Origin of the sequence: Sagittula sp. S175 (genome assembly GCF_049800975.1) — a bacterium.
Lineage (GTDB): Bacteria > Pseudomonadota > Alphaproteobacteria > Rhodobacterales > Rhodobacteraceae > Sagittula.
The window spans coordinates 35,794-48,638 of the sequence record NZ_JBNAGB010000029.1 but is presented as its reverse complement, the minus strand read 5'-3'; the positions used below and the strand labels follow the sequence as shown (position 1 = coordinate 48,638).

The window sequence follows — 12,845 nt, the reverse complement described above, 5'->3', positions numbered from 1 at the left end:
GTAAGCGTTTCCTGGCCCCCACCTTCCAGCCGATAGCCTGACCTGCGATGCCGCGCCTGACGGATATTGGTGCGGGAGTTTCGCGATGGCAACTACGGGTGAGTTTCTCAGGGACTATGGCGTAGAGATACGGGGGAATGGTCAGCGGCGCTGGCCCGACGAGGTCAAGGCGCTGATCGTCGCTGAGACGTTGAAGCCGGGTGCGACGGTGAATGCGGTTGCTGCGCGTTATGGGCTTCGCGCGAACCAGCTTTCAGAATGGCGCAGTCGGGCACGCGATGGCCGGCTGGTTTTGCCTGCGGTTGAAGATGACAGCTTCTGTTTTGCGCCGGTCATGGTGTCGGATAACGGCGGGGTGCATGTGCCAGCTGTTGCGGGGCAGCCAGTCACGCCTGCAGCACCGCCCTCGGCACCAATCGAGATTGCGATGGGCCAAGTCACGATCCGATTGGACGCAGAGACGCGTTCTGACCGGATAGCCGAGATCGTGCGTGCAATCGGGGCACGGCCATGATGTTCCCTTCAAACCGCATGCGGGTTCTGGTCTCGACGCAGCCTGTGGACTTTCGCAAAGGTCACGATGGGTTGGCGGCAATCGTGTCATCGGTGCTGCGCAAGGATCCGTTCACGGGGACGGTGTTTGTCTTCCGCTCGCGCAGGGCGGATCGGCTGAAGCTGTTGTATTGGGATGGGTCTGGGCTGGTGATGGCGTATAAGCGATTGGAGGAGGCAACCTTCACTTGGCCTGCGATCAAGGACGGGATGATGGCGCTGAACCACGCCCAGTTCGAGGCCCTGTTTGCCGGGCTGGACTGGCGCCGTGTCAAGGCGCTGGAGACACGCCCACCCACTGCGACAGAATGAAACAACCATTCTCTTTTGCGTGTTTTTACTGGGGTTTTTATCATAATCTCGGGTCATGATTGAAACGCCTGTCATTGACCTTTCCACCATCCCTGCCGCGCAGCGTGCAGTGGTTGCGTCATTGATGGAAACGATCGCAGCGCTTCAGGATATTACCCAACGCCAACAGCATCTGATTGCCGAACTGAACCATGCCCTGCGTGGCAAACGGTCGGAAAAGCTGTCTGAGGATGAGCGGCAACTGGCCTTCGAGGACCTGTCCATCGCGCTGGCCGAGGTCGAGGCAGAGAAGGAACATCTGGCTGCCAAAACGGATGACAAGACGGCAGCCAAACCTGCGCCAAAGCGCACCATCGGCAACCTGCCCGCCGCACTGCCGCGCATCGAAGAGGTTATCGAACCCGATAGCCTGATCTGCCCTTGTGGCTGCGGCGTCATGCACAAGATCGGCGAAGATCGCAGTGAACGGCTCGACATCGTGCCGGCCCAGTTGCGTGTGATTGTCACCGTCCGGCCCAAATACGCCTGCCGGACCTGCACCGACGGTGTGACCCAAGCTCCAGCACCAGCGCACCTGATCATGGGTGGGTTGCCAACTGAGGCCAGCATCGCCCATGTGTTGGTCAGTAAATACGCTGACCACCTGCCATTATACCGCCAAAGCCAGATCCTGGCGCGCGCAGGCCTTGATCTGCACCGTGCCGTGCTGGCGGATTGGGTCGGCAAGGCAGCGTTCCACCTCAAGCCCGTCGTCGACCGGCTCGCCGAACATCTGAAACGATCCGGCAAGCTGTTCATGGACGAAACCACGGCCCCGGTGCTGGATCCGGGTCGCGGTAAAACCAAAACTGGCTATCTCTGGGCCCTGGCCCGCGATGACCGGCCATGGGGCGGTGAAGATCCGCCCGGTGTGGTCTACTTCTATGCACCCGGTCGGGCGGGCGAGAATGCCGAAACATTCCTGACAGGCTTTGACGGCATCCTGCAGATCGACGGATACCAGGGCTACAACCGACTGACCAAACTGACCCGCAAGGGCGGTGCCCCCATTCGGGTGGCCCATTGCTGGGCACACGCGCGCCGCAAGCTGAAGGAAGTCTTTGACCGCGATGGTTCAGAGATCGCCGCCGAAGGCCTGCGCCGCATCGCCGAAATCTATACCGTTGAAGCCGATATCCGTGGCGTCTCGCCCGGCCAGCGTCTGTCTGCCCGTCAAAGCCGCAGTGCTCCACTGGTCGTGGCATTCGGTGATTGGCTGCAAGCACAACGCCGCAAGATCTCCGCTAAATCCCGGCTGGGCGAAAAGCTGACCTACATCCACAATCACTGGGACGGTTTGCAAACCTTTCTGACCGACGGGCGCGTCGAGATCGACAACAACCGCGTCGAAAACCTGATCCGCCCCATCACTCTAAATCGCAAGAACGCCCTCTTTGCGGGTCACGACGAGGGCGGCATCGCCTGGGGCCGCATCGCCTCGCTGATCGAGACCTGCAAGATCAACGGCATCGAACCCTTCGCCTATCTCAAGGCCACCCTCACAGCGATCGCCAATGGCCACCCGCAAAGCCGCCTCGACGATCTGCTGCCGTGGAACTTCAAGCTGTCAAGCTAAACTGACCGTGCCGTCCAGCGACCGCTTACCCTTCGTCTTTGAAGGGGGCTGAAACTCCCCGCGCCCATGCCCAACCTTTAGCCCCAAGCGATGGCGGCCGAATAGGCCGCCGCTTTACCCCCCTCTTCCCGGCGCGGGGAGGGGGTTTTCGCCCCGATCACAGCGAGCACCGCGAGGACGCGCGAGAACTGTGATCACGCCGAGCACCGCCAGAACCGCCTATCACGTTGGTTTTCAGGCGATTTCTTGATAGGCTTGCGCCAACTCAAATGTCGAGCTTGCGCAAAGTCTTCCATCCGCGCCTTCCAGATTGGCTGGAGGAGCAGCTTCAGATGCCGAGTCGCGCAAACTAAGTATTTGAAAAACAACAAGTTTATAGGCATATTAGCCCTGTTGCCGATGAGAGGATGAACATCGGAGCGAGCGTCCAAACCTCGCGCCGCCGCACTCACCGCCGACAGGGCTGAAGGTCCACACTTCAGCCCGTCCCCTTTAGCACATGAGGCTCCTATGGTCAGGACACCCAAGAAGAAAATCGCCAAGAAAATTACAGACCTTCGCGCAAAGCTCTGGCCTGATCTGTCTCCGGACGACCTTTGGCACCGCAGCGTCTATGACGGCTTCACGTCCGTGCCGCGCACGATGCCGCTGATCATGAACATTATCGACGACCTGGCTCCGGGCAGCAAACGCACCTCGATGACCTATCTTGCCCTCTGGGGGCAGGCGTTCGACGAGATGTATGTGAGCTTGCAGAACGCCGACGAGCTTGCCTTCTATTCGGGCTACACCGGCCAGCGGGCGGTGCGCTCCTGGAAGGAGCGGATGAGGGAGCTTGCCAACCTTGGCTTCATCCGCATCGCGGCGGGCACCGCAGGCGAGTTCTCCCATGCCGTCATTCTCAACCCGCATTTCGCCATTCGCCGCCTTCATGCGGCCAAGACGGCGGGGCTGACCGTCCCCGCCTATAATGCACTTGTCGAGCGTGCCATCGCCATCGGTGCCGAGGACATGAATGTTCCTCTTCCCGAGGAGAAGCAGGAAGAGGCGGCGAAATAAGCCTAGCGCGGCACGTCCAGAGAGGTTTGCACCCGGCGGCGGTCGATCACGCCAAGAATGAGGCGCTGATTGGTGAGCGCGATGCCGCGCTGCCAGCAGCCGCAGGGCAGCTCTTCGAGCAGGGCTTGGGTTTCATCGAACAGCGCCCAGAGGGCTTCGTCGGATAGGTTGTGCAGGTTGTCGAGGGTTATGGCGTGGGTCATGGCAGGTCTCCTTCTCCCGTGGGATTCAATTCACGGGAAGAAGGGCAGGCCAGACTTCATGCGGCACTTAAGGCACCGCGCGCCACAGGCTTCGCCTGAGCAAGGCCGCAATCAGCATGGCAGGAGGCGCACCGCAAGCGCTTTACCTTCAGCGTCCGGTGATCTGGCAGACGGTAGGAGCAGGAATTGAACACCAGGGGCAAGGGAAGAGCCCCGTCCAATGGAAGACTCCGAATTGCCCTGCAATCATGCTATATATGGGGCTTAAGCAAACGGTACGCTACAAGATGTTCTGAGGTTGCGAGATGTTTGAAGAGACACAACGATTTTTGCGGAGCCTCGAAGGCGGCGGCGAAGTCTCGATCCTCATTGAGGACGACGAGGAAGGCTACTTCGACCGTGAATGCCCATCGGATGAATGCCTTTTCCAGTTCAAGATGCTCAGCGAAGATTGGCATAAGGCCAAGGAAGCAGAGCGGCTTCACTGTCCCGCCTGCGGCCATACCGATCACAGCGACCGTTGGTGGACACAGCAACAGGTCGAGCACATGCACGCGGCTGCCGTAGCGCAGCTTCAAGGCGGCCTCAATCAAGCACTGAAAACCGATGCTGCCCGGTTCAACCGGAGCAGGCCGCGCGGCGGCTTCATTTCGATGACGATGAAGGTGGATTCCCGGCCGCAGCATGTCATGCTGCCCCCGGCCGCCACCGACCCGATGGCGCTGAAGATCACCTGCCCGTCCTGCGCCTGCCGCTATGCCGTGATCGGGGCCGCCTATTTCTGTCCCGCTTGCGGCCACAGTGCCGCCGAACAGGTCTTCGAGCAGACCATCGCAGGAATCAAGGCTACCCTCCGTGCGCTCGACCAGGTGCGCGCCGCGATGCCGGATCGCGACACCGCCGAAACCACCGTGCGCGTCGTGATCGAGAACGGCTTGCAGAACGCTGTCACCGCCTTTCAGCGTGTGGTCGAAGCTCTGTTTGTGGAGCTTCCCGCGCCGCCGAAGGCAAGGCGGAACGCTTTCCAGAGCCTTGCAGAGGGCAGTACCCTTTGGCAGCAGGCGACGGGGCAGGGCTATGGCGCCCATCTCGACGCCCCCTCCCTCGACCAACTCGTGCGGGCGTTCCAGCAGCGCCATCTGCTTGCCCACCGGCAGGGGCTTGTCGATGAGGAGTATATCGCCAAGAGCGGCGACACCCGCTATCGGCCCGGCCAGCGGCTTGTACTTCGCGCCGAAGGCGTCACCGAGGCCGTCGAGCTTGTCGAGAAGCTCGTTGCGGGGCTTAGGGATGATGCAGGCAGTGCCCGTTCAGGGCAGAGTTCTTCACTATAAAGATCGGCAAGGGCGCAGCCACCATCTGTGAAGGCCACCGGCTTCCAGTCCGCCCGTGCGCTTGCACTCGTGGGGTTTGGCCGTTTCATGAACGGGGCTTCGTCTCCTGCTACCGCATCTGTCTTCTAGTCTAGTCCGCTGTTCTGACAGGGCGCGCCCTTGTCGCAAGGGGTGCCCGCACCACTCGGGGCTTGCCCCGACCGTGTTACCCCTGTGCGCCTTCTGGCTCTTACGCCCTGTCTGCCTCTTTCGTGTCCGAGAGGACGAGAACTCGAAACGAAAGAGGAGACGATCCCTATGAAACTGTTCCCACAACCCATCATCGAGAAGCTTGCCGAATAGCTACGCCTTCAAAGGAGTCGCAGGTACCGCAGCTCGGTAGGTCGGACAGGGGCGATGAAAGAAAATAAATTGGGCCTGTCGGATCGGGTTCGGTGCCGACGTATGAGGTATAGAATTCAATTCTATACCTCATGATGCGCAGAATTCGGCGCGGCCTGCTGTGGGCCCGCACTCCGCACCGCCCTTGATCGCCTCGCCCGCAATCAGATCACGTGTGTCAGGCGGCGTCGCTAATTGGTTCGTAGCGAACCTCGGCCAAAGCATCGTCCAGCCACGCGGGCTGCAGATCGCCATTGTTCCATTGGTAGAGGAAACCCACCAGATTGTCGGTCTTCTTGCAGAGGATGCGCATGATCGGTTCGCCGGTGAGGCGGGGTTTTGGGGTCATGACGCGCTCCTGCTATCTGGACCTCATAACTGGTTAAAGGGAGGTCAAAAATTTCTTGTCAGCGGTGTTAACGACAGGTTTCTGCAACTGCAAGGTGTGGGCGGTAGCTTCGGCAAAAACCCACCGACAAAAGGACAAGTTGTCTTTATAATCAGGTTGTTGACGCATCATTTTCTGTATTCTGCGCTGCGGCGCGAACGGCAATCTCGTCCAGAAGTATGTCGATCTCCGCCCAGACGCGCGGCTCGATCTGGCCGCGGATCAAGGCCCACTTGCTGAGCACATCGAGGGGGTCATGGGCGTGCAGGATGGAAGTCAGCGCATTGGCATCGACAGCCAGTGAAGTGCGCGCGCGCCATTCGGTGATCCGCGTTCTCTGCTCTTCGGAAGGTGGGACGAACTCTGGCCCCAGCTGCCAGGTCTTCACGGCACGGCGCAGAGCGGCCCGGATGACATGGGCGGGGTCGACGCCGCAGTCGATCAGGGCTTCTTCCTGCCGTTCCAGCGCGTTCACCCGGATATCGATCTTGCGGGTGGCCGGAATGCGTCGGACCCTAGGCTGCGACGCCGTGGGCGCTGTTATGATCTCGGCCGCTGTCTCCTGGCTTGCTTGCGGCGAAGGCACGGAAGGCCTGCTTGGCACCGGCGCTTGATCTTCATCCGCCACGTCTGCCGTCACGCTCATCGGCATCAGGACGGTCTCTTCCCGATCCGTCTCTTCCCTTCCCGGGTCTTTCTCCCCTTCGGGCCGAAGGGACGCGGCATAGGCTGGGTCGGGCCGGGTGATGGTTGGAATCTTCTTTCTCAACGCCCTGTCCTCACGCGGCCAAGATGTTGTTGAGGATGTCGGTGGCCTCCTCAAGGGCCTCGACGACATGACGGACATGCGGGCGCATGAGTGGGTTTGGGTCGGCCTGCTTTTGCAGTGCGATGGCGTGGAGCAGGCCTTTCTCGTCCATCTCCTTGTAGACGTTGCGGCGCATCATCACCGTCTCAACCACGGGAAACCGGGCGATCGCTGCTTCGATCAAGGCGGCATCCGCGCGCGTGGCTTTCGGGTCAACCATGTTCAGAACGACATGGTGGCGCGGCAAGCTCGCCGGGTCATCGACGCGCGCGCGCAACCGCTCGAACCAGTCGGCGGTCTGCGCACCCACATCAAGATCCGAGGTCGAGAGCATGACCGGTGTTACGATGTGATCGGCGAGAACCGCGATTCCGTCCGACCATTCCGCGCCGACGCCTGCCGTGTCGATGAAGACGAAATCCGCCGAGTCGGCATCATAGACCTGCTCGATCTTGCGATCGACGGCTCCTACACTCTCGACCGAGATTGACCGCAGCAGAGGCGACCCCAGACCCGCCGCTTCGGCTCGTTCGTGCCAGGCGCCAAGCACTCCGGTGCTATCAGTGTCGATCAGCAAAACCCGACGCCCGGCAGCCACGGCGGCGCTGATCAGGGCGCGCGAGAGCGTGGTTTTGCCACTCCCCCCTTTCCGGGCCATCGCGGTGATGACCACGAGATTGTCGTTCGGCATGGGGCGTAGCCTCCTACAAGAATAGTGTAATGCAACAAAGATGCAATAATGTCGCTAACCTCTTGGTGCATCGGCGTCAAGCGGAAGGCGGGATGCATGATGCGGTGGGCAGGATGCATTCGCCGTTGTGCGTTTTGCAGCGACCAGACAGCGGGGCGCAGGGGACAGACGCCGCGATCCCGGTTGCGCGATGCTTTTCCCAAAAGACGTGCTGCATTCGGCATCCACCAAAGCACGTGAAGCGCGGAACGCGACGCGGGGTGCACGCAACGCCGTGCATGAAGCGCGATGCGCGATGCGTGCTGCAATCGACACGGCCCACTTGCCCGAAGACGCGCTGCAGAGCGCAAAAGGCACCGTGCATAGGACGTGATGCACGGTGCAGGGAACGCGGGACGCGTTGCATTGAGCGCGTTGCGCGCTGCATTTGACAAAGGACGTCAAATCGGCCCCTGGGGCCGATTTTCTACATTGAGTACAAGCCCTTAATGCCTTCTCCGCTTGTGCTGGGAGAAGGCGGGCTTGTACGAAGGTGGCAAGAAATAGGAACGTATACTTCACATGGGCAGCAGTCGCAGACTGACCGATCAGGAGCGCCGTCAGATCGTCCGGGAACGGGCGAAAGGCGTCTCGGTCAGTGCGATCAGTGCTGCGCTGAAGGTCTCGCCCAAGACCGTCTACAACGTCCTCGGCCGGGGCCGTTCCGCCGTCTCCGCCAACGACAGCCGCACCCGCGTGCTGACCATGCGCGTCACCGACCGCGACCTTCGCGGCTTCGATGCGGCTCTCGCGCGGCGCGGGATCGCGCATCGCTCGGATGCCATGCGCTCCCTGATGCTGGCCGCAGACGATCTCCTGCGCCCGGATGAGCGTATGACGGATGAGCTGAGAGGGATGAGCGCGGCGCTGAACCGGGTCGGCAACAACGTGAACCAGGTCGCGCGCCGCCTGAACGAGGCGAAGCTCAAGGGCGAGCGGCTGCCCTATACGCCCGCCAGCCATGCGGAGATCCGCGATCTCGCGGTGCTCGTCTTCGACATGGCCGACCAGATCCAGGAGATGTTCCGTGCGCGCCGCCGCGAACTGGACCTCGACGTGACCAAGGCCCTCGCTGGTCTGGCGCAGCAGGAAGCGGAGCAGGTGGCCGAGCATGGCGCGGGGTGAGGCGCGCGGCGTCGGGCCCGCCCTCTTTGATCGCGACTGGAGCCGGGTCTCGGGCAGCTGGCAGGGACTGGCCAGGAACGCGCAGATGGTGCGCGCGGCGCGGGGCTATTCGCCGGCCATCTTCAAGCCGATTTCCAAAGGTGGGTGCCACACCGGGGCGCAGTTGAAGGCTCAGCTCACCTACCTTACCACCAAGTCGAGCCACATCCTCGACAGTCGTGGCACACATGATGGCAAGAAGGCCCTGTCCGAGGCGGAGATCGACCGGGTCGTGCGCCGCTTTGAAAACCAGTGGGGCGAGCGGCACAGCCCGAAGCTCGGCCATACCTCGCATCTTCTGATGGCCTTTCCCGTCGGCACCAGCGGCGAAGAGGTGCGCGCGATCACAGAATCCATCTGCGAGAAGTTCTTTCAAGGCGAGGGGTCGCAATTCGACTATATTGCTGCAATACACCAAGATCGCGCGCATCCACATGCGCATATCGTTCTGAACCGCCGCAGCAAGGATGGCGAAATGTTCTTTCTCGGGAAGGATCACCACTTCAACTACGACGCCTTTCGGGCGGCGATGGTCGAGGCGGCACAGGTCCACGGGATCCGGCTTGAGGCGACACGGCGTCTTGACCGGGGGGTCACGACCTACCGCGCCGAGATTGATGAGGTCTACAAGGCCCGTGACGAAGGCCGGCCGCCGGTCGAGCGTCAGCGCACCGGGGCCGACCTGGCCGCCGCCCTGGAGACGGTGGCGCGCAACGCGCTGACCTATCGGGGTCTGGCTGCCGAGGCGTCCCGGTCGAACTTCGATGACGTGGCCGAGGCACTCGAGCGGGCCAGCACCATCCTTGCCAGTGGCGGTCAGGTCCAATCTGACGGAGCCATCTACATGTCCCAAGACGAAACTGCGTTCGACACGCTGATCACTGAGTTTTCCCAGAACATCCGCCAGATCGAGGCTGCGATCGACCGTGCGCCTGCGTCCGAGCGGCCAGAAATCGAGCGCAAGCTTACCGATGTGCTGGCCTCCGTTGCGCATCTCAATCCGCTTGGGGACCGCTCGGCCGCGCTGCTCGACGCACCATCGCGGGACGGCGTCTACGCGCGGGCGAACATGCGCGAAGACCAATTGGCGCGTCTCGACGACGGGGATGTGAAGGCACGGCTTACGGAGGCGCTGCAGGGCACGGGCATCGATCCTGAGGCCGTCGCCGCCCGCATGCGCGAGGGTGCCGCCAATGCAGCCCTCGAACGGCAATGGCTTGCGCAGGATCTGCGCGCCATCGCCAGGGCAGGCGACCTCGATCTGGAGAAGGGCGAGGATCGCGAGGAAGCGCTGGACCGGCTGGAAGCCGTTCACGTCCGCCTGGGCGATACTCTGACCGATGCGCGCATCTTGCGGGCGGTCGACGATGTCGATGAGGCGGAGGATGCCGAGGTCTCGCTCGCTGAACGTCTGACGCCACTGAGCCGCGATCTCGACGACGCGGGACCGGACGCCTTCGCCCCGTCCGAGCGGCAGGACTTCCAGCAGCTGGTCGCCCAGTTCCGACGGACAGATTTCACCTACCCGTTCTCAGACGACCCTTCCGTGCGCAGGGCCGGTGCTGTCGAAGTGGAAGAAGCCCGCACTGCCTTCAACGCCTATGCACAGCGTTCGCCCGATCATGCCGAATTGGCCTCGATGGCATGGGACAAAATCACCGACAGCCGCAAGCCACAGGAGTTCGCCGTCGAGGAGAAGGATCGCAGGCTCCACGCGGGCGATATGGACTTGGCTCTGCGCGATCCGACGCAACATCTCGGTCCGATCACCGAAGATGACCGCACCCTCGCGCGCTACCGCGCGGAAATGCCCGATGAAGAATTCGGGACGGCGGTGCAGGAGGAAATCAACCGCCTCCGCGCCATGGGTGCATCGCGCGCCTATATCAGCGAACGGAGTTTCGACATCGAGGATCAAGCGCGGCAAGACTATGCCGAGCGGCGCTTCATGGCTGAGACCGCCCCTGATGTGATGACGTTCCTCCAGCGGGGCGAGGCCGAGGATGGCACAGCTCTCTCCGAAACAGCTGGGCAGCGCCTGATCGAGCAAGTCGACAGAAACCTCACGCCAAACGCGGTCACCGCCCTGCGCGCCGGCCATGCAGATGTGCTGGACAAGTTCACCGAACATCCGCTGCGGCAGCTGGAGCTTGCGAAGGCCTATCTGGAAAGCAGCGAGGTGACTGCCCACGGCCCCGCCATGGAGCGGGTGCTGGATGCCTTGGCCGAAGAACAGATCGAGGCGCAGCGCGCGCGTCACGCGGCGACCCATGGCGAGAAGGGGATCACCCATGGATAAGGGCAAGATCGCGGGCGGGATCCTCAGCCTGACGCTGGTCGGCCTCGCCATCGGCTACGTCGTGGCCACAGGCTATCTGATCCTGCGTTTTGGGCTGTCGACCGAGCGCATTGATTTCACATTGCTCGCGCGGGAATACCGCGGGCTTGGGACCACCGCCACGAAGGACTTCCTTTGGGTGAACCTGATCCTGGGCGGCTTTGGCATAGCCGCGCTCATGCTGAGCGTCACGCTTCTCGGCGACGCACTGACCCGGTTCGGCACGACACATTGGCAGACCAAGGCCGAGATGAAGCGCAACGGCTTTTTTGCCAAGCCGGGCGGTGGGTTCCTGTTGGGCAAGCTTGGTCGCCCGAAATCGAAGCGTCCCTTCCTCGTGTCAAAAACTTTCCCGCATGCGCTGATCGTGGCGCCGACGGGCCGAGGCAAGGGCGTGGGCTTCGTCATTCCGAACCTGCTGACCTACAAAGGCTCGGCCGTGGTGCTCGACGTAAAGGGCGAGAACTTCCGCGAGACCTCGCGCTTCCGCGCCAGCATGGGCGACAAGGTGTTCCGGTTCGCGCCGACCGACTGGGATCGGCCGACCCACCGCTACAATCCGCTGGCGCGTATCGCGGCTATGACCAACCGTGACCGGCAGCAGATGGAGTTGAAGCTGACCGCCAAGCTCTTCCTGCAGACCGACAACGAAAAGCTGAGCGGGCTACTGGCAGGCGGCATTGATCTGTTTGTGGCGGCGGGCCTTCTGGCCTTCGAGCGCGGCGTGCCGACCATCGGCGAGATCTACCGCATCACCGCCTCGGGTGGCGACAAGCAGAAGGAATACCTCAAGCGCGCGCAAGAGGTTAAGAACACCTCGGCCAAGCTGATCTTCGAGCGCATGGCCTCGACCAACAACGACACCCTGACCTCCTATCTCTCGCTCCTGATGACTTCGGGTCTCGATACCTGGGACAACCGTGCGATCGACGCGGCCACCGCGACCTCGGATTTCTCCTTCCGGGACATTCGGCGGCGGCCGCATGCGATCTATCTCGTGGTCGAATCCGAAATGATCCGCCCTTTGGCCCCGCTGATCCGATTGTTCTTCTCGGACCTGATCGCCTCCTTGCAGGCGCAGGAGCCGGGGGATGACGAGCCTTGGCCCGTGATGATCATGCTCGACGAGTTCGACCGCCTCGGGAAAATGCCGATCGTCGCCGAGAGCATCAAGACGCTGCGCTCCTTCGGCGGCAACCTCGCCATCGTGACCCAGACGATTCCCGCGCTGGACGAGATCTACGGTGAGAACACCCGCAGGTCGCTGCAGGGTGGCGCGGGCGTGAAGCTCTACCTGACCCCGTCCGAGCAGAAGACCATTGAGGAGCTGAGCCAGGCTGTCGGGAAAACCACCAAGCGCGTGGTCACCCGGTCCCGCGCGGTCGGGCGCAACCCGTTCGAGGGGCGCAGCGTCTCCGAGCGGACCGAGGACACCCCACTCCTGACCGAAGACCAGGCCCGGCGTATGGACCTCGATGAGGTGATCCTCGTGATCGATGCGCAGATGCCGATCCGGGCGCGGCGGATCAAGTATTTCGAGGACCCGATACTCAAGGTGCTGCATGCGAGTCAGGCGGGGAGTTTCCCGTACCCAGATGAGGACGGGCTGAGGCGCGATCGGCAGATGACTGAGACCCGCGAGACCGTGGAGAAGCTGAAGCTGGAACTGCAGGAGGTGCGGGCGGCTGCAGGGGCGCAGGGGTCTGGGTCTGGGACTGCGTCCTCGTCGCTGACGGTTGAGGCACCTGCAACGGAGACGAAAGATCCGCAGCCAGCGCTATCAGATCGGGCGCGCGGCCGAGCAGCACGCGCTGCGGCGGGTGGCGGTGGGTCAGGTCAACTGTCGCTCGATCTGGGGGGGCTGGGGCTTAATGGGGTAGACAGGACCGAGCTGGCTGCAGCGGTTCAGACGACGCGGGCGATCATCGCGGAGTATGCGTGATCGGATCCATGAAGGCCTT

12 protein-coding genes are annotated in these 12,845 nt (G+C 62.3%); 8 read left to right on the top strand and 4 right to left on the bottom strand.

The annotated features are described in order from the left end of the window. Window positions 1–85 precede the first annotated feature (85 nt). The 4 genes from tnpA to ACP16H_RS23620 all read left to right on the top strand — a co-directional run bounded on the left by tnpA (window position 86) and on the right by ACP16H_RS23620 (window position 3,538). Window positions 86–514: an IS66-like element accessory protein TnpA gene (gene tnpA / locus ACP16H_RS23635; protein ID WP_425074650.1), complete on the top strand. Its 429-nt coding sequence runs from the start codon at window positions 86–88 to the stop codon at window positions 512–514. Continuing rightward, a complete protein-coding gene (gene tnpB / locus ACP16H_RS23630) occupies window positions 511–864 on the top strand; it encodes an IS66 family insertion sequence element accessory protein TnpB (protein ID WP_425074649.1) in 354 nt (117 codons plus the stop codon). Before tnpA ends, tnpB begins: the two co-directional genes overlap by 4 nt. 124 nt (window positions 865–988) lie before the next feature. Then, window positions 989–2,479, top strand: a complete 1,491-nt coding sequence (gene tnpC / locus ACP16H_RS23625; RefSeq protein ID WP_425074648.1) for an IS66 family transposase — start codon at window positions 989–991, stop codon at window positions 2,477–2,479. A gap of 510 nt (window positions 2,480–2,989) precedes the next feature. Then, the gene (locus tag ACP16H_RS23620) at window positions 2,990–3,538 is read left to right on the top strand and encodes a hypothetical protein (RefSeq protein ID WP_410304697.1); all 549 of its coding nucleotides are present in this window, start codon (window positions 2,990–2,992) and stop codon (window positions 3,536–3,538) included. Between the two features lie 2 nt (window positions 3,539–3,540). Here ACP16H_RS23620 and ACP16H_RS23615 read toward each other — a convergent pair whose 3' ends face one another. Then, a complete protein-coding gene (locus ACP16H_RS23615) occupies window positions 3,541–3,741 on the bottom strand; it encodes a hypothetical protein (protein ID WP_410304696.1) in 201 nt (66 codons plus the stop codon). A 305-nt stretch (window positions 3,742–4,046) separates the two neighbouring features. Here ACP16H_RS23615 and ACP16H_RS23610 point away from each other — a divergent pair, with 305 nt between their 5' ends. Continuing rightward, the gene (locus ACP16H_RS23610) at window positions 4,047–5,075 is read left to right on the top strand and encodes a hypothetical protein (RefSeq protein ID WP_149884480.1); all 1,029 of its coding nucleotides are present in this window, start codon (window positions 4,047–4,049) and stop codon (window positions 5,073–5,075) included. 559 nt (window positions 5,076–5,634) lie between these two features. Here ACP16H_RS23610 and ACP16H_RS23605 read toward each other — a convergent pair. The 3 genes from ACP16H_RS23605 to ACP16H_RS23595 all read right to left on the bottom strand — a co-directional run bounded on the left by ACP16H_RS23605 (window position 5,635) and on the right by ACP16H_RS23595 (window position 7,343). After that, window positions 5,635–5,805: a hypothetical protein gene (locus tag ACP16H_RS23605; RefSeq protein WP_156178428.1), complete on the bottom strand. Its 171-nt coding sequence runs from the start codon at window positions 5,803–5,805 to the stop codon at window positions 5,635–5,637. 151 nt (window positions 5,806–5,956) lie between these two features. Continuing rightward, window positions 5,957–6,613, bottom strand: coding sequence for a hypothetical protein (locus ACP16H_RS23600; RefSeq protein WP_149884479.1), 657 nt, complete (start codon window positions 6,611–6,613; stop codon window positions 5,957–5,959). 10 nt (window positions 6,614–6,623) lie between these two features. After that, the gene (locus ACP16H_RS23595) at window positions 6,624–7,343 is read right to left on the bottom strand and encodes a ParA family protein (protein ID WP_149884478.1); all 720 of its coding nucleotides are present in this window, start codon (window positions 7,341–7,343) and stop codon (window positions 6,624–6,626) included. 561 nt (window positions 7,344–7,904) lie between these two features. On the opposite strand from ACP16H_RS23595, the gene ACP16H_RS23590 reads away from it, so the two are divergent. The 3 genes from ACP16H_RS23590 to ACP16H_RS23580 are packed head-to-tail and all read left to right on the top strand — an operon-like array spanning window position 7,905 to window position 12,826. Next, entirely contained in the window at window positions 7,905–8,507 is a 603-nt protein-coding gene (locus ACP16H_RS23590) for a helix-turn-helix domain-containing protein (RefSeq protein ID WP_149884477.1), read from the top strand. Next, on the top strand, window positions 8,494–10,845 hold the full coding sequence (locus ACP16H_RS23585; protein WP_149884476.1) for a relaxase/mobilization nuclease domain-containing protein: 2,352 nt from the start codon (window positions 8,494–8,496) through the stop codon (window positions 10,843–10,845). The genes ACP16H_RS23590 and ACP16H_RS23585 overlap by 14 nt, the downstream gene beginning before the upstream one ends. After that, entirely contained in the window at window positions 10,838–12,826 is a 1,989-nt protein-coding gene (locus ACP16H_RS23580) for a type IV secretory system conjugative DNA transfer family protein (protein WP_425074647.1), read from the top strand. Before ACP16H_RS23585 ends, ACP16H_RS23580 begins: the two co-directional genes overlap by 8 nt. The last annotated feature ends 19 nt before the right edge of the window (window positions 12,827–12,845 follow it).